The sequence below is a fragment of the Thermomonas sp. genome, from assembly GCF_035369645.1.
Taxonomy (GTDB): domain Bacteria; phylum Pseudomonadota; class Gammaproteobacteria; order Xanthomonadales; family Xanthomonadaceae; genus Thermomonas.
The window spans coordinates 1-16,838 of record NZ_DAOOUM010000017.1 but is presented as its reverse complement, the minus strand read 5'-3'; the positions used below and the strand labels follow the sequence as shown (position 1 = coordinate 16,838).

At 61.4% G+C, this 16,838-nt stretch carries 11 protein-coding genes and 1 pseudogene; 6 read left to right on the top strand and 6 right to left on the bottom strand.

Annotated elements, in window-relative coordinates; genetic code table 11:
- A partial coding sequence (locus tag PK789_RS04975; protein WP_324307443.1) for a chloride channel protein occupies positions 1 to 1,473 on the top strand: 1,473 nt, incomplete at its 5' end.
- On the opposite strand, the gene recD is transcribed toward PK789_RS04975, so the two are convergent.
- From recD to recC, 3 genes are read right to left on the bottom strand one after another with little or no spacing between them, the layout of a single operon-like run.
- Entirely contained in the window at positions 1,470 to 3,209 is a 1,740-nt protein-coding gene (gene recD / locus PK789_RS04970) for an exodeoxyribonuclease V subunit alpha (RefSeq protein ID WP_324307442.1), read from the bottom strand. The two genes, PK789_RS04975 and recD, sit on opposite strands and share 4 nt — an antisense overlap.
- The gene (recB, locus tag PK789_RS04965) at positions 3,206 to 6,859 is read right to left on the bottom strand and encodes an exodeoxyribonuclease V subunit beta (protein ID WP_324307440.1); all 3,654 of its coding nucleotides are present in this window, start codon (positions 6,857 to 6,859) and stop codon (positions 3,206 to 3,208) included. Before recB ends, recD begins: the two co-directional genes overlap by 4 nt.
- A complete protein-coding gene (gene recC, locus PK789_RS04960) occupies positions 6,856 to 10,218 on the bottom strand; it encodes an exodeoxyribonuclease V subunit gamma (RefSeq protein WP_324307438.1) in 3,363 nt (1,120 codons plus the stop codon). Before recC ends, recB begins: the two co-directional genes overlap by 4 nt.
- 173 nt (positions 10,219 to 10,391) lie before the next feature.
- Here recC and PK789_RS04955 point away from each other — a divergent pair, with 173 nt between their 5' ends.
- The 5 genes from PK789_RS04955 to PK789_RS04935 are packed head-to-tail and all read left to right on the top strand — an operon-like array spanning position 10,392 to position 14,132.
- Positions 10,392 to 11,180, top strand: a complete 789-nt coding sequence (locus tag PK789_RS04955; protein ID WP_324307437.1) for an ABC transporter ATP-binding protein — start codon at positions 10,392 to 10,394, stop codon at positions 11,178 to 11,180.
- Positions 11,180 to 11,932: an MlaE family lipid ABC transporter permease subunit gene (locus PK789_RS04950; RefSeq protein WP_324307435.1), complete on the top strand. Its 753-nt coding sequence runs from the start codon at positions 11,180 to 11,182 to the stop codon at positions 11,930 to 11,932. The genes PK789_RS04955 and PK789_RS04950 overlap by 1 nt, the downstream gene beginning before the upstream one ends.
- A gap of 11 nt (positions 11,933 to 11,943) precedes the next feature.
- Complete coding sequence (gene mlaD / locus PK789_RS04945) at positions 11,944 to 12,459, top strand: outer membrane lipid asymmetry maintenance protein MlaD (protein WP_324307433.1); 516 nt, start codon at positions 11,944 to 11,946, stop codon at positions 12,457 to 12,459.
- Positions 12,456 to 13,097: an MlaC/ttg2D family ABC transporter substrate-binding protein gene (locus PK789_RS04940; RefSeq protein WP_324307431.1), complete on the top strand. Its 642-nt coding sequence runs from the start codon at positions 12,456 to 12,458 to the stop codon at positions 13,095 to 13,097. Before mlaD ends, PK789_RS04940 begins: the two co-directional genes overlap by 4 nt.
- Positions 13,098 to 13,133: 36 nt before the next feature.
- Positions 13,134 to 14,132, top strand: a complete 999-nt coding sequence (locus PK789_RS04935) for an MlaA family lipoprotein (RefSeq protein WP_324307429.1) — start codon at positions 13,134 to 13,136, stop codon at positions 14,130 to 14,132.
- A 15-nt stretch (positions 14,133 to 14,147) separates the two neighbouring features.
- On the opposite strand, the gene PK789_RS04930 is transcribed toward PK789_RS04935, so the two are convergent.
- The 3 genes and pseudogenes from PK789_RS04930 to PK789_RS04920 all read right to left on the bottom strand — a co-directional run.
- Positions 14,148 to 15,524, bottom strand: coding sequence for a DNA recombination protein RmuC (locus PK789_RS04930; RefSeq protein ID WP_324307428.1), 1,377 nt, complete (start codon positions 15,522 to 15,524; stop codon positions 14,148 to 14,150).
- Positions 15,525 to 15,566: 42 nt separating this feature from the next.
- Positions 15,567 to 16,274, bottom strand: a complete 708-nt coding sequence (locus tag PK789_RS04925; RefSeq protein ID WP_324307427.1) for a VIT1/CCC1 transporter family protein — start codon at positions 16,272 to 16,274, stop codon at positions 15,567 to 15,569.
- A gap of 48 nt (positions 16,275 to 16,322) precedes the next feature.
- Positions 16,323 to 16,838: pseudogene (locus PK789_RS04920) on the bottom strand (TolC family protein); the annotation flags it as partial.

The window sequence follows — 16,838 nt, the reverse complement described above, 5'->3', positions numbered from 1 at the left end:
GAATCCAGGATTCCGCCGCGGATCACCTTCCTCAAACCGATCTCGTCGGCGGTCGCCATCGGCACTGGCGGGCCATTTGGTGCCGAAGGCCCGATCATCGCGACTGGTGGTGCACTCGGCTCGTTCATCGGCCAGATGCTGCATGTGACAGGCCATGAACGCAAAGTACTGCTGGCCGCCGGTGCCGCCGGTGGCATGACTGCGATCTTTGGTTCGCCGCTGGCCGCCGTGGTGTTGGCGGTGGAGTTGTTGTTGTTCGAATTGCGCGCACGCTCGCTGGTGCCGGTAGCGCTGGCCACGGTGGCAGCCGCCGGTGTGCGCTATGCCACGGTGGGCAGTGCACCGGTGTTTGCGATGCCGGCGGTGGCCGAACCGGGCTTGGCGGCACTGGCGATGTATGTGCTGTTGGGCGCGGCGATTGGGCTGGTCAGCGTGGGCGTCACGCGCGTGCTGTACGCCATCGAAGACGGCTTTGAACGCTTGCCGATCCACTGGATGTGGTGGCCGGCGATCGGCGGCATTGCAGTGGGCGTGGTGGGCTACTTTGCGCCGCGCACGCTGGGGGTGGGCTACAGCAATATCGAAGACATCGTGGCCGGGCACTTGGCAGCGGGCGCGTTGGCGTTCCTGTGCGTGATGAAGTTCATTTCGTGGTCGATCGCGCTGGGCAGCGGCACCTCCGGCGGCACCTTGGCACCGCTGTTCACCATCGGTGGCGCGCTGGGTGCATTGGCTGGCGTTGCGATGGTGGCACTGGCACCGCAGTTGGGCATTGACCCGCGGATTGCAGGTCTGGTGGGCATGGCCGCGATCTTTGCCGGGGCTTCACGCGCGCTGTTGACCTCGGTGGTATTCGCGTTTGAAACCACCCAGCAAGCGCATGGTTTGTTGCCGCTGTTGGGCGGTTGCACCGCCGCCTATCTGATCTCGGCATTGCTGATGCGCAATACCATCATGACCGAGAAGATTGCACGGCGCGGCGTGCGTGTGCCCAGTGACTATGCCGCTGATTTTCTTGATCAAGTCGCAGTGGGCGATGCCTGTAGCCGTGATGTGGTGACCCTGCGGTGTGCGGATACGTTGGGGGATGTGCGCAGGCGCATCCATTCGGGCCATGCCGACTACCAACACCAAGGCTTCCCCGTGCTGGATGCGCAAGCGCATGTCCGTGGCGTCATCACCCGACGGGATTTACTCGCCCCGGCACACCCCGACACAACCCACATTGGCGATCTACTCACGCGCGCTCCGGTGGTCGTGCACACCCAGCACTCATTGCGTGAGGCCGCCGACCACATGGTGGCCGAAAATATCGGCCGCGTCCTAGTCGTGGATGCGCAAGCACCGCAGCACTTGCTTGGTATCTTGACCCGTGGCGATCTGCTTGCTGCACATAGCCGCCGGCTGAAAGAAGCGCACGAATTTGGCCGGCATATTCGTCTCCGCGAAACCCTGAAGCGCCACTGGCGTTAACCTGCCGTCGGCACCATAGCCAGTCGCGCCGCCAACCCCGACACCCGGTTGGCATGTCGTGCCAGTGCGGTGCTGATAACAGCGGCATTGCCGGCAATATGCAGCGCCTTGCGGGCGCGGGTGATGGCGGTGTACAGCAACTCACGCGAGAGTACGCGGGCATCACGCGCGGGCAGCTGCAAGTACACGCTATCAAACTCGCTGCCCTGCGCCTTGTGCACGGTCATGGCAAACGCCGACTCGTGTGCGGGCAAGCTGGCCGGGTGAAAACCGCGCACACCGTCGCTGCTGGCAAACCAGACACAAGCATGGCCCGCTGCATCGGGCAGACAGATGCCCACATCGCCATTGAATAAGTTGTGCCGATAATTGTTTTCGGTAATCAAGACCAAGCGCCCCGGGAACCATGCCGGCGCGTGGCCAACACGTTGCCCCAAGAGCTGCGCTTCGATCCGCGCATTCAAGCCGCGCGCACCTTGCGGGCCATCGCGCAGGGCGGTGAGCAGGCGAACGTGATTGATTTGGGCAAGCGCGGCGGCGGGGTCGCTGGCTGTGGCCAATTGGCGAAAATGCGCCAGCAAATCCAGACCGCTGGTGTGCAGGGGATCAAGCGCATCTTCATGAAACTGCACATTGGACAACCCGCCACCGCGCAGCAATGCCAAACTGGCAGAGGCATCGCCCGTACGCATGGCCTCGGCCAGCGGTGCCAGTTGCAAGGTTTCGCTTTGCCGCCAACCGCGCGTCAGGTGCACCCGGTTTGCGTGCAGGCGCAAGATGCTGGCCAGCACATCACCCGCTTCCACCGAGGGCAATTGATCGGGGTCGCCCAGCAAAATCAGTTGCGCGTCATCGGCCACTGCCTCGGCAAGTTTGCACATCAAGGGTAAGTCCACCATCGATGCCTCATCCACCACCACAATGTCGCAGGCCAATGGATTATCGGCATGGTGTCGAAATTGCGGCGCCTCCGGGATCACCCCCAACAAGCGATGCAAGGTGCTGGCGGTGCTTGGCAACGCCGCCAACAGCGCAGGATCGATCGCTGCATTACGCATCTGCTGCACCGCGCGTTGCAGGCTCTCGGCCATGCGCTCGGCGGCACGCCCGGTGGGGGCGGTCATGGCAATGCGCGGCAGTGGCTTGCCGGCGTGCAAGGCTTGCGCAATGCGCAACACCAACAACCGCGCGATGGTGGTGGTCTTGCCGGTGCCGGGGCCGCCGGTGATCAGCACCAAGGCATGTCGCAATGCCAGCGCAGCGGCTTGCGCCTGCGCATCGGGCGCACCACGCTGCGTGAACAACTGTGCAAACAACGCATCCACATTGGCACCGTCTGCACCCCCGCATGGCTGCGCAGACAAGTGTTGCAAGCGCAGAGCCAGCCTGCGCTCATATTCACGGTAGCGGCGCAGATACAGCAGACCGTGCTCGAATACCAAGGGCGCGGCGTCGGCTGCGGTGCCCGTGGCATCAGGCGTGGCCACCCATGGCGAGGCCTCCAGTTGCTGCTGCCATACCTGCGCATCCGGCCATGCCAATGCCACGTCCGTCAGCAGGTGCGGCTGTGCCACATCCAAGGCGGCATGGCCTTGCGCCACCGCCAGGGTGGCCAAAGCAGCGGCCGCCAGCACCGCGTCGGGAGTGGCCGGAGCCAGCCGCTGCAAGGTGTTGGCCAACGCCGCGTCCACCGGACGCAATACGGCCTGCGTCGTGAGTGCCTGCAACAAGCTCATGCCGCCTCCTCGTTTACGCTCTGCCCGAACAATGCATCCAGTGCGGCAATCAATTCGACTGGGAATTGGTGTGCAAACACGCCCTGTTCCGATGCCTGCGCGGCATCGATCCCACGACAAAATAAATAGCGAATGCCACCAAAGTCACGCGTATAGGCATACCTGTCACCCAAGCGGAACCGCAGCCAACGATGTAGTGCCAGGGTGTAAATCACAGCTTGCAGGTCGTATTCGCCATGCTGCATCGCCTGCTGCAAAGCGGTGCCATCGTAGGCCGGGAGCTGATTGGATTTGTAATCCAGCACATACCATTTGCCGGCATGTTGATAGGTGAGATCGATCAAGCCGGTCATCAGCCCTTCCAATTGTTGCCGCATACCAAAGCCGTGCCGGTCACGCACGATGCCATGTTGATGCAGCAAGCGCAGCACGTCATTCACGTGGGTGGGGCGCAACGCAAATTGAAATTCGATTTCGGCGCGATGCGCATGCCGCGGCAAGTCACACAAGCGCACACCCTCCGGCAGCGCCACCGTCAGCGTATTGCCAATCAAGTGTGTGCATAAGGCCACACCGTCGGCAATGTCACCGCTGGCATAGGCCTGCGCACGCAACGCATCGACGATAATCGCCGCCTGGCCTGCGGGTGCCGCCTGCCCTGCATGCCAGTCTTGCCACGCAGAAAAATCGACATGTTCAAATGCCGCATGCAACGCGACACCAAAACGATTACCGGCAAAGCGTGGGTCAAAGACCGCATTGCCATGCGTCTCCTTGCGTGCGTCGTTGCTGGTGCTTGCCGCAATGTCTGCACTGATCTCATCGTGCCCCCCAGGCAGCGCCTGCGTGGCTGCGCTGCTGACATCGTTGCCGGCATTGTTGCCGGCATCGGCATTCGCTAATTGACTGAAACTGTGCACCCACCAATCGCTATGGACTTGCCTGTTCGCCATGCGTGCCGGCGTAACCGCTGGCGCAGCCTGCAAAGTAAGCCTTGGCAATTGCGCAGATGGCACACGGTGGTCACGCACGATGTCACCGCTATTGCTGGGGTCAGGCAGTGCATTGAGCAGGCGTGCCAGCGCGGTCTTTTCGTGATTGAAAAATGGCCCGGTTGCAACCCAAAGCGCATGTTCGGCACGGGTGAGGCCCACGTACAGCAAGCGTGCGCGTTCTGCATCTTGTTCTGCACGCCAAGCTGCTTTGGCGGCTTCCCATCCTGCTTTGTCACATTCGGATTTCCAATACAACTGCGGCTGTGCATGGGCATCGCGCACTTTGCAGTTGCGTCCAGGATCTTGGGGATTTGTGCCAACACCGACAAAGGGCAAAAACACTAAGGGGTATTGCAAGCCTTTGCATTTATGCAGGGTGACGATTTGCACCCGCTTGGCGTCTGATTCCAGCCGCAGCAACTGCGCTTCATCGTCTTTATCCGCATTGGCAATCTGTTGCGATAACCAATCCACCAAGCCTTGCAGACCCAGCACATTGGCCTGCGTCTGTTGCAGGCATTCGGCCAATTGCAGGTAATTGCTGAGCCGACGCTCACCATCCAGCAATGCCAACAAGCGTGTGGCCTGTTGCGCGCACAACTGTTGGATCAAGGCCAACGGGCCGCCGCGCGCCAGCCGACTGCGCCAGCCGTCTGCGTGGTGCTGCCATTGCCGATGCATCGCCGCGTCGGTATCCAGTGCCGCAATGCTTGCGGCATCTTCACCTAGCAGCACCGTGCTGATGGCCGCACGTAGCAGGCCATCATCGCCGGGCTGCGACAACGCCCGCAGCAAGGTGTGCAAGTCCAACGCCTCATCGGTGGCGAACACGCTGCGCTTGCCGGCGGCCACGGCAGGAATGCCCGCCACCGCGAGTGCCTGCTGGATGCGGGTGGCCTCGGCGTGGGTACGCACCAGTACTGCAATATCCCCCGGCTGCACGCGCTGGCCTTGCAGCGTGGCTTGCCCCCGGCTGGCATCTTGCAAGACACCATGGATGGCGGCAACACACGCAGCCGTAGCCTGCTCGCGCGAAGCGGTCGCCGTCCACGCCTTCGCTACTCCTTTGGCTGTGAATTTGCCACTGTCCGGCGCTTGCCACAACGTCAATGCTGGCGCGTTTTGGTTGTCACGCACGTAGTCTGCATCGTGCCGTCCCGCGCCGGGTTGAATGGCGGTAATGGTGATCTTTTCATCCAAAAAAGGATTGTTGGCGCCTTGATACAAGTGCGCCAGTGCACGTAAGACGGCCGGCCTCGAACGGAAGTTGTGGGTCAGCGTGGGGGCCTCGCGACTGTCATGTTTTGCTTGCAAATACGTGTGTACATCGCCACCACGAAACCCGTAAATGGCTTGCTTGGGGTCGCCAATCAAGAACAGTGCGGGGGCCTGACTGTCAGCGCCAAACACGTGTTTGAAGATACCCCATTGGCGTGCATCGGTATCTTGGAATTCATCCACCAAGGCCACTCGATATTGCTCGCGTAACCGCTGCACCAGCACGCCGCTGTGATCTACCTGCACCGCATCGGCCACGTTGTCGATCAAGTCATCGTAGGTTTGCACGCGACGTTGCTGTTTGAGTGTGGCCAGTCGCGCTTGCGCAGCGGCGCGGAGTTGGTGCAAGTAATTGATCTGCCGGTACTGTCGCCAGGCATGGCACGCTGCCAATGCATCGATATAGCCGGCAACCGCAAGGCACAGTGGTGACTCAGGCGTTTTACCGATGCCGGCAGTATTCGCATTCTCTTGCATGACATCGATGCGAAGATGATTGAGTTTGGCGTGCTCGAACCGCTGCCGCACATTCCCTACCTGCGCCCACTGATGCAACTTCGCAAACAAATCATCGATCCAAACTTGTTTGTAGCTTTTGCCGCTCAACCATTTTTTGATTACCGCTGCCAGCATGGCGGCATGCAGTTCCGCACCATGCAGACTTACGGCTGTCATCAATGCTTGCGCTGCCAGTTGCAATGCAGGTTCTGGCTCTGGAGGCAGCGTTACCGCCGCTGGCAACAACGTCACGTTGGGAAGCAAGCTTCGCAAGTCGTCTGCCAGCGCATGACGGTCGTGCCACAAGGCTTGCAGATCCTCCGCTGCATCCGGCTGCTGTGCGCATATCCGCCACACATCGGCGGCCACGTCTTCGCGCAATGCACGGTCACTGGTCAGGAGCTGCGCGGCAGCAAAACCGGTATCAGTGTCCAGCGCATGCTCGCGCAGTACGCGCGCGCAAAACCCGTGAATGGTGAAGATCGCGGCCAGATCAATTTCCAATACCGCTTGTTGCAAGCGCCGCCGCAAGGCTGCGGCAGACTCGCCTTGCCCATCATCACGCGCGGCTTGTGCGTCTAGATAGGTTTGGATGATGTGTTGGCAAAGCGCCTGTGCGGGTTTTTCATACGCCGCATCCAGGTGGTCAAAGACATCCAGTGCCAATTGCAGGCGTTCACGGATGCGTTTGCGCAACTCCTGGGTCGCCGCTTCGGTATAGGTGACGGTCAAAATTTGACCGATCCGCAAGCCTTGCTCCACCACCAAGCGGGTCACCAAGGTGGCCAAGGTGAAGGTCTTGCCGGTACCTGCACTGGCTTCGATCAGATGCACACCGCGAAGACAGAGGCTCAGATAGGGGTCATCAGCGTCACTCATGCGGCACCTTCCTCGTCCTCACTCTCGGCTTCGGGTACATCCAGCGTACCCACCTCGATCTCTTTACTTTGCGCCTCGGTCAACAGCCCAAAAATGCTGCCGCTAAGGCATGCAAAGTCGGCCATGCGGGCATGGCTGGAAAACGGATCTTGCCCGCGCAAGGCCAGTTGATATGCCGCATCACGACCTTCCGCCCAGCTACGCTCGCTGCCGCGCCATTTGTTTACTGCACGCTTCAATCCTTTCTCCACATCCTCGGCCTCAAATAGCGCCCAGCTGCTATACGGTGCAAACAGCAGTGGCGCTTGCAGACCTTGCTGGCGCACTGCAAGCAGCGTACGCAAGGCGGCTATCGCAACGTCCTGTGGTACCGGCGCACGCCTGTGTGGGCCAAGGCCGTCTGCCTTGTCGTCATAAAACTCCATCAGTGGCAACGCAAGACCAGCAGCACAGGCCAAGAGCCAATCCAAGCCGCTACGCAAAACCGATGGCCCGTTGCGTTCCCCAAACTGCAGTCGTGCGATGCCGTGCGGATAGATGCCGTGCAGGCTACCGTGTAGGCGCAGGCCGTCGATATCGCATGTCAGCGTTTCTGTGCGTGCGGCTTGCCCTGCCTGCCAATGACGCAGGGCGTCCACATAGGGCCGCACTCTTTGCACAACCGCATCCAAGCCTTGCTCGCCCAAAGGACCGGCCGGCAGTAGCGCCTGTGCACGCAAGCGCGGCAACATGACGGCGGCCGTCTCTCCGGTCAGCAAAGCCGCACAGACAGCCTGCTGCAAGGCGTGTTTGTCGAGACCATGTTGCGGTACTTGCAAGGGCTCGACATCCTCGCCGGCGGCGTCGATCTCGGGCTGTCGCAGGGCCAGCCGTTGGCGCAAAAACTGTTTGGCCGGTGCTTTGAAAAACTGTTGCAAGCGGGTCAGGGATAGTGCTGTTTCCGATGCATCCACACGCGCCAATGGGGCGTGTTCGGGCAACCAGATGGGCAGCGATTGGCGCGGGGCCTCTGGCCGCTGCGCGGCGGGTTGCCAATTGGCACGATAACTAAAGACGCGCGGATCATCCGGGTTGCCGAAAGCTTCCGGCGAGAACGGCTGCAATGCATGTGCAAGCACCAGATGCTGGAAGCCAATGGAATTACCTTCGGCAGCACCGGCGTGATAGCTGCCGGTGACGGCCAACAATTCATCCACCAATACCGAGGGCTCACGTGTACTGCCGTCCCGTGGGTCTTTGCCTTGCCAGCTGAGGTAGAACACGTCTTGTGCCGCAGCGAACAATTGCAGAAATAAAAACCGATCATCGTCGCGGGTGCTGCGATCCCCGTAATTGCGCTTGCCGGCACTCATCTCGGCCGTCAATTTGTTCAAGCCAGCGCTGGGGTCGCTGCGTGGGAACTCGCCATCATTCATTCCCAATAGGCAAATCACCCGAAACGGCAACAAGCGCATCGGTACCATCCGCGCCACGCTGACCCCGCCGGTCAGTAGCGGCGCGCGGGTGTCGGCCGCGCTCAATACCTGGGTGAAATACGCCTGCACCACCGCGATCGGCACCAGCAGCTCCACCTCGGCACGTGCGGCATGTTGGGCAAAGTCGGTAATGGCATTGCGCAGCCTGTCCAATGCGCGCAGGTCACGGCGCTCGGCCGGGGCTTGCGGCAACAAGGCTTGCAGAAGGCCCAGCAAGCGCTCGCGCCATTGTTCGGGGGTGGCGGGCGTGCGCAATGCTTGTTCATAGTGCGCCAAGATCTGCAATTGCCGCAGCAGGCGATCTAGCGTGGTAACCGCGCTGCCTTCCCATTGCGGCCACGGGGCGACCCCGGCAATCAGCGCCTCGCTGCCGCTGGCCAGCCCCAGCAGCAGACGATCCAATGCAAATTGCCAAGTGAAGCTGGCTTCCTCGGGTGCACCGCTGCGCGCACGCTGGGCCGCATCCCACCCCCAGCGTGCGCCGGCGGCGTGCAGCCAAGTGTGCAGATGTTCGAAATCCGTCGGCTGTAATCCCGCCGCCGCGGCCAGTGGCGGGCTGGCCAAGAGGTCGAGGGTTTCCTCCAAACCAAACCGCGCACTGGGCAGCGCCAGCAAACGCAAGAACACCGCCACCAGTGGCTCACTTTGCAGCGGGCTGGTATCGGCAATGGCATAGGGAATACGCCCGCCTTGCGCATCACCATTGAAGACCGCGTCCAGATACGGCGCATAAGCGTCGATATCGGGCGCCAGCACGGCAATATCACGCGGCTGTAGCGGTGGCTCGAAGCGCGTATCATCCAGCAGCGCGCGCAATTGGTCATGCAACACCTGCACCTCGCGCAGGCGGGTATGGCAGGCGTGAAATTGCAGGCTGGGATCAGCGTAATCCACACGTTGCCGCTGCCGCTCAGGCACCACCGCACGCCGGTGATACACATCTGACTGCATCTGCCGCAGCAGCGTGGTGGGTTTGGCCGGGTCATGGGGGTCCGGATCGGCATAGGCCGTCACCTCCGCCGAGGGGTGTACCGCCTCATAGCTACCCAGCAACGCCATGAAGTCTTTGCCGGCCGCGCCGCAATCGCGCAGCAATGGGTTTTCATCGGCATCTGCAAACGGATCCTCGCCCGCGTGCAGACGCGCGCCCAGACTGCGTAAATCACCCCAGTACTCGCGACTGGGAGTGGGTAGATAAAAGTGCAGCGTGCCTACTTTGGCTTGTGTGGCCATCACCCGCAGCACATCCGGCGACACATTGAGAGTGGCGAAGGCAAACAGGCGTGTGGGCAGGCCGCAGGGTAGGGCATTGGTGTTGGCAAATGTGCCCAGATAGTCGCCGATGCGGCGCGCACGATGCTGCCGCCCCATCGCCACTGCCCGCCACAGGATGGCCTGCGCGTCGTTGCTCTCGGCTCCCTCCTCCCAATGCAGCAACCAGTCGCGCCGCCATGCCGCGTATTTGTTGAAGCTGTTCGCCAATTCCCCTGCCAAGGCCCAGCGCCGCACTGCATCACCGGCGGCAAGGTGCCGCGCAATGGCCGCCAGCGCCGGCTGCGCCAGCAACGCGGCGTCGCCCAGCGCGGCATACACACGCCAGTGCAGGGTATCCATATCCAGATCATCGTGACTTGGCCCCACATTGGCGGCCAAGGCCTGCGCCACAAACTCGCCAGGGGTAAGGAAGTGCAAATTTGCTGCCACCCCAAATTTTTGCGCCAGCGTGGCTTGCAGCCAGCGCCGCATGGCCACTTGTGGGATCAAGATGGTGTCTGGCGTCAGCAAGCTGTCTGTGCTGGTTGCAGGTTGCCGCAGGGTGTCGGCAAGTAGCTCGGCCAGTAGGTCGAGGGCATTGGAATGGTAAAGGCGGAAGTCAGTGGCCATGCCCCATGATGCCCAAGCGCCGTCGCATCTGCTGCGACACCACGCAAGACCGTGACGCAGCGTTTTGTGGCGGGTCGTGCCATAATTATTAAACTGTACAGTACTGCCTTTCGGTTTGGTTCAGCAGGTTTTACGCATTCTTAAGACTCGGCTGCACGTGTTTCCCTATTTCTATGCCCTCTGCCCCCGCCACCGCCGTGTCCCTGTCGTCTGTCCGCCTTGATCGCGGTGGGCGTACGATTTTGCGCGACCTGAATTTGGCCATCCCCAGTGGCAGTATGACCACCGTGCTGGGCCCTTCGGGAACCGGTAAATCCACCTTGTTGGCCGCCATGACCGGTGAACTGGTGCCAGCGGCGGGTCACGTGCAGGTGTTTGGCCACGACGTGCCACGCAGCGCACGCGGTCTGTTGGCGATGCGCAAGGGCTTGGGCGTACTGCTGCAAGGCAATGGCCTGCTCACTGATTTGACCGTGGCCGAGAACGTCGCCCTGCCACTGCAAGCACATACCCGGCTGACCGCCAGCCAGCGGCAGCAACGGGTACTGGAAAAATTGGCAGCGGTGGGCCTTGCCGACGCGGCGGATCTTTACCCGCGTGAACTTTCCGGCGGCATGGCAAGGCGTGCCGCGCTGGCACGCGCCATTGCGCTAGACCCGCCCCTACTGCTGTGCGATGAGCCACTGACCGGGCTAGACCCGATCGCCTCGGCAGTGATCATGCGCTTGCTGCGCCAGCTCAACCAAGAGCTGGGCCTGACCTGCATCGTCGTCAGTCACCATGTGCGCGAAACCCTGCCGATGTGCGACCACGCCGTGGTCATCGCCAACGGCACGGTGCTGTTTGATGGCAGCCCGGAGGCTTTGCAGGCCAGCACCAACCCGCTGATCCAGCAATTCCTGCGTGGCGATCCAGACGGCCCGATCGCGTTCGCAAGCACGCCCACCCAGCAGGCCGCCTGATGTCCTCACTTGCACTTCCACTTCAGGCGCTGGGCCGCGCCGGGCTGTTTTCGCTTTCGGTGCTGCGTGCCTCCACGCCAACGCGTGATTTTCTTGCCGAACTGGTGAAAGAAATCTACAAAGTCGGTGCGCGCTCACTACCGATCATTGCCGTGGGCGGGGCCTTTGTCGGCTTGGTGCTGACCTTGCAGGGCTACCGCACACTGACGACATTTGGTGCCACCGATGCACTGTCCACCTTGCTCGGCTTGTCGCTATATCGGGAATTGGGGCCGGTGCTTACCGCCTTGTTATTCATCGGTCGCGCGGGTAGCTCGATCGCCGCGGAACTCGGCCTGATGCGCGCCACCGATCAGATCAAAGCACTAGAACTAATGGCGATCGACCCGATTGCCAAAGCCGTCGCTCCACGCTTTTGGGCGGCAGTATTGTGCGTGCCACTCCTCACCGGGTTTTTCTGCTCACTGGCGATTGCCGCCAGCTGGTTTGAGGCGGTGCAAATGTTGCGGATCGATAACGGCACCTTCTGGTCTTCGCTGCAACACAGCGTGGATGCCTGGGATGATTTTGGCGTGGCGCTGCTGAAATCGGCGGTGTTTGGTGGCACCGCGGCACTGGTGGCGGCACAGGCCGGCTTTCATGCCGAGCCCACCATCGAAGGCACCTCGGTGGCCACCACCCGCGCCGTGGTCAACGCCTCACTTTTGGTGCTGATGCTCAATTTCGTGCTGTCTGCTTTGTTGTTCAACTGAAGGAAATGTCGATGGCACTGCGTGGCCCCAGACTTGAATTTGCGGTGGGTGCATTTTTACTACTGGCGCTGGCATCTTTGCTGGTGCTGGCGTTTGCCTCCACCAATCACCAATTTGGCAATGCCGCAGCCAGTTACCCACTGAAAGCGCGGTTTACCTCGATTGGCCAATTGCGCCTGCAAGCACCGGTACGTATTGGTGGCGTGGCGGTGGGTCGGGTGGCCAGCATCCAACTTGACCCCACTCGCTTCGATGCCATCGTCACCCTCGACATCGACCGGCGTTACCCACTGCCTGCCGACACTTCGGCCGGCATCTTCACCAGTGGTTTGCTGGGCGATAGCTATATTGGCCTGCAACCCGGCGGCGACCCCAGCAACCTCAAGCCCGGCGAAGAAATCGCCTACACCCAACCGGCGGTGGATCTCATTCAACTGGCCGGCAAATACATGTTCGGCGGCGGCACAGCCAGCACACCTGCGGCAACCAGCCCCGACACTCCGGCCCACAAGGATACTGCCCCATGAAGTCGCAACTCTTTGCATTTGTACTGGCCTTGGCCACACCGCTGCTGGCCGCCACTCCGGCCACGGTAGTGGCGCAACCAGCCACCGCGACTGCCGGCACGCAGGTGCTGGCCAACGGCAACCGCATCTTGACCACCTTGCAACAACGGCGCGCGGAGTTCCGCAAAGACCCGGCGGCGCTGCGCAGTTTCGTCAACAGCGAGCTGCGCACCCATTTCGATAGCGATTACGCCGCACGCTTGGTGCTAGGCGTGCATGCGCGTGGTGCCAGCGACGCTGACATCCAACTGTTTGCTGATGCGCTGACTGCCAATTTGATGCAACGCTATGGCAGCGCCCTACTGGATTTTGAAGGCAAGCCGCAATTGGTATTGAAGTCCGAAACACCACTGCCAGGTAACCGTGGCGTGCGCGTGTCCACCGAACTGCGGCGCAGCAATGGCGCACCGGTGCCCGTGGATTATTTACTGCGCAATAGTGGCGGCTGGAAAATTTTCGACGTGATGATTGAAGGTGTGTCTTACGTGCAAACCTTCCGCACCCAATTTGATACCCCGTTGCGCCAGCGCACGATTGCACAAGTGGCTGCTGACCTGCAAAAAGGCACGCAAGCACCCAGCGCACCGCGTGGGCGCTGAGGCCCGCCGTTCCAGACAACATCCCGGACTGCCGTCATGACCCGCTTTCGCATCGTACCCACCTTGCTGCCCCTGCTGCTGGCGGTGGGCTGCGCTAGCCAACCGCAACACCACAGCCAAGCGCAGTTGGTCACCCCAGCGCTGGACACGGTCACCACATCCGAAGTCGTAACGTCCGATACCACAACACCAGCATCCACCGCAGCGGTAGCAACAGAACCCCCTACCACCACAGCGGATGCAACCGCGACGACATCCGCCACTGCCGATAGCAGCACGCCACAAGACGACTACGCCGCAATTTACGGCAGCGGCACCAGCGCCACAGGCGATGACAATGGTGATATCTACGCCGCGCAAGATCCATGGGAGCACATGAACCGCAAGGTGCACGCCTTCAATACCGGTGTGGATCGCCTGTTTGCGCGGCCTTTGGCACGTGGTTATGTGAAGGTGGTGCCGCAGCCGCTACGCACCGGGGTCAGTAATTTTTACGACAACCTGATCACGCCGCTGGCATTTGGCAATTTGTTGCTACAAGGCCGCCCCTCGCAGGCGTTTGAAGCGCTGGGCCGGTTTATCGTCAACTCCACGGTGGGCATTGCCGGGCTGTTCGACCCCGCCACCAAAGCCTTGAAGATGCATCGCCACAGTGCCGATTTTGGTCGCACCTTAGCGCGCTGGGGCTGGCGACATTCACGTTACCTAGAAGTCCCCTTCCTCGGCCCGCGCACGCTGCGCGATGGTGTGGGAAGTACCGGTGATTTGTTGTTCTCACCTTTGAGCTACGTACAAGACGCATCTACAAAACTGGCGTTGCAAGCGCTACGTGTGGTGGATGTGCGTGCCGGCTTATTGCCGCTGGATGTGATGCGTGAAAACGCGCCCGATGATTACGTGCTGACCCGCGATGCCTGGCTAGCGCGGCGGCAATATTTACTCGACGCCGATCGCAGCCTGCACGACCAAGGCAATGAACCCTTGCCGGCGTATTTGCTGGACGCACCACCAGAGCCGTCGAGCAAGCACAAATAAGCGGCGCGGGTAGGCTCAGGTGAGCGCCTGCCCCGCGGATGGCATGTGCTCGGAAAGCTGTACAGACTCGGCATCTGCGGTGGTTTCCACTTCACGCAGACTGCGTTCGATGGCGCGCGTACGCACGCCGGTGTGCTCGATCTGTTTGCTGGCTTGATCGAGCTTGTCTTTGACTTTGTCCAACACATCGCCAAACTTACCGAACTCGGTTTTGGCTTTTTCCAAAATGCGCCAGACCTCGGCCGAGCGTTTTTCGATCGCCACAGTACGAAACCCCACCTGCAAACTGGTCAGCAAGGCCAGCAGTGTGGTGGGACCAGCCACGGTAATGCGTTGCTCGCGCTGCAAGGCTTCAAACAGGCCGGGGCGGCGCAGCACTTCGGCGTACAAGCCTTCGGTGGGCAAAAATAGCACCGCAAATTCGGTGGTGTGCGGTGGTGCCACGTATTTGCTGCGGATGCGCTTGGCCTCGTCGCGCACACGGCGCTCTAGCGCATCGCCAGCGGCACGCGCGGACTCCGCATCGGCTTGCTCTTGTGCGTCCAGCAAGCGCTCGTAGTCTTCCCGCGGGAATTTGGCGTCGATCGGCAGCCACACCACGCCATCATCACTGCTGCCGGGGAAGCGCACCGCAAATTCCACCCGCTCGCTGCTGCCGGGGATCGTCGCCACATTGCTGGCGTACTGATCCGGCGCAAACACCTGCTCCAGCAAACCCGCCAACTGCACTTCACCAAAGATGCCGCGCGACTTCACATTGGTCAGCAAGCGCTGCAAGCCGCCCACATCGGTGGCCAATTTATTCATGTCTCCCAAGCCTTGATGCACCTGCGACAACATTTGGGTGACATTGCCGAAGCTTTCGGTGAGCCGGGTTTCCAGCGTGGCGTGCAATTTTTCATCCACGGTGGCGCGCATTTGTTCGAGCTTTTGCGCGTTATCGGCTTGCAGGGATTGCAGCTGCTGCTCCAAGGTGGCGCGCATCTCGCCGATGCGTGCTTCATTGCGTTGGGTCAGCTCACTGAGTTTGCTGCCCAATGCATCGGCATGGCGCTGCTGCTGTTCTGCGTGTTCCAGCCGCGCCTTGCGGGCGTCTTCGGTCAACGCGGCGCGCAAGTCATCGAGCCGGGCATCGGTGCGCGCAGTGAGATCGTCCAGCCGCGCATCGGTGCGTGCGGCCACCGCCTGCAACTGCCCGCCAAAGCCATCGCTGCGCTGGCCTTGTTGCAAGGCAAAGCTATCCAATTGACCGCGCAACTCCTCGCGGCCAGTGCGCTGTTCTTCACGCAAGAGCGTGTTGATGCGCTCTTCCGGGCGGCGCAGCAACAATAAGGCGATGATGACCAGTGCGGCCATCAGAACCAGTAACAACAGCAAGGTGTTGGTGTCCATCTGCCTAGTGTAGCCAGTGGCTGTCGCACCACCTGCGACAACTCAACCCGCACTGACCCCAAATGCCCAGCCAATCAGGGCCGTCGCCGCCTGCGCCAAGCTGCCCCACAGCAGAACCCGCAACGCCCCCTTGAAGCCACCGCCACCGGCCACGCGCTCGGCTACATAGCCAAGTACCGCCAGCAAGATCGAGGTGCTGATGACGATGGCAAGACTCAGGCCTTCACCCTGCCACAGCCACGCCAACAGCACTGGCGGCAGGGCCCCCACGGTGAACGAGCCAGCCGATGCCAACGCCGCCTGCACCGGGCGCGCACGCTGCATGTCGTGAATACCCACTTCATCGCGCAAATGCGCCGCCAAGTCGTCGTGGGCGGTCAGTTGCTCGGCCACTTGCCGTGCCAAGACTGGCTCAAGGCCACGCTGCATATAAATTTGGGTGAGCTCGTGTAGCTCGGCTTCCGGATGCTCACGCAGGGCTTCTCGTTCAATGCGGATGTCGGCATGTTCGGCATCCGCCTGTGAACTGACTGAGACGTATTCGCCCGCCGCCATCGACAATGCGCCCGCCGCCAGCCCCGCAATCCCCGACAACAAAATGGTGGCAGGTGCGGCATGCGCGGTGACCATCCCCAACATCAAGCTGCTGGTGGAAATCAGCCCGTCATTGGCACCCAGCACAGCGGCGCGTAGCCAGCCACTGTGCTGACTACGATGAGGTTCATGATGGTGGTGGTGTTCAAGTTGCATGTGCGGCAATCGAGAAATTCCGTGAATTGACATTGTAGATGCGCATACTTATTCATCGTGCCAAATATCATGCGCATCCACCAATACGCGCAGTCTTGCTTGCTCGGCATCGGCGCGGGCAGTGGCCTCCAAGCCGACGATCTGGTTGTGTTGGCGCTGCACCAACAGCCATTCCGACAATGCAATTTCGCCCAGTTCCCAGCCGCGCTTGACCCGCTTCAGTGCCGCCTCGCTGGCGGTAAGCGCGTCCCGCTGTGCCTGCCACTGCGAAGACAACCGGGTCGCACTGGTCACGGTAAGCACCGCCTCATGCTGAATGTCGCGTCGCATCGCAGCGGCATCGCCGTGCAGTGCCGCCGCATTGGCACTTTCGGCAGCCGCCAGTGCGCTGCGATAACGCCCACCCAAGGGGAAGCTCAAGACCACGCCGTTGACCTGTTCGGCACCACCACGCTCACGCAAGCGGCGCAAACCCAGTGTGGGGTCGGCGATGCGGTCGGCACGCGCACGCGCCGCACGCGCATCGGCACCGCGTGCGTCTGATTCCAGCGCGCCGATTTCATG

Bases quoted from the DNA above. Each gene is read 5' to 3' on its own strand.
- recD (WP_324307442.1), bottom strand. From the start codon at position 3,209: ATGAGCTTGTTGCAGGCACTCACGACGCAGGCCGTATTGCGTCCGGTG.
- recB (WP_324307440.1), bottom strand. From the start codon at position 6,859: ATGAGTGACGCTGATGACCCCTATCTGAGCCTCTGTCTTCGCGGTGTG.
- recC (WP_324307438.1), bottom strand. From the start codon at position 10,218: ATGGCCACTGACTTCCGCCTTTACCATTCCAATGCCCTCGACCTACTG.
- PK789_RS04955 (WP_324307437.1), top strand. From the start codon at position 10,392: ATGCCCTCTGCCCCCGCCACCGCCGTGTCCCTGTCGTCTGTCCGCCTT.
- PK789_RS04950 (WP_324307435.1), top strand. From the start codon at position 11,180: ATGTCCTCACTTGCACTTCCACTTCAGGCGCTGGGCCGCGCCGGGCTG.
- mlaD (WP_324307433.1), top strand. From the start codon at position 11,944: ATGGCACTGCGTGGCCCCAGACTTGAATTTGCGGTGGGTGCATTTTTA.
- PK789_RS04940 (WP_324307431.1), top strand. From the start codon at position 12,456: ATGAAGTCGCAACTCTTTGCATTTGTACTGGCCTTGGCCACACCGCTG.
- PK789_RS04935 (WP_324307429.1), top strand. From the start codon at position 13,134: ATGACCCGCTTTCGCATCGTACCCACCTTGCTGCCCCTGCTGCTGGCG.
- PK789_RS04930 (WP_324307428.1), bottom strand. From the start codon at position 15,524: ATGGACACCAACACCTTGCTGTTGTTACTGGTTCTGATGGCCGCACTG.
- PK789_RS04925 (WP_324307427.1), bottom strand. From the start codon at position 16,274: ATGCAACTTGAACACCACCACCATCATGAACCTCATCGTAGTCAGCAC.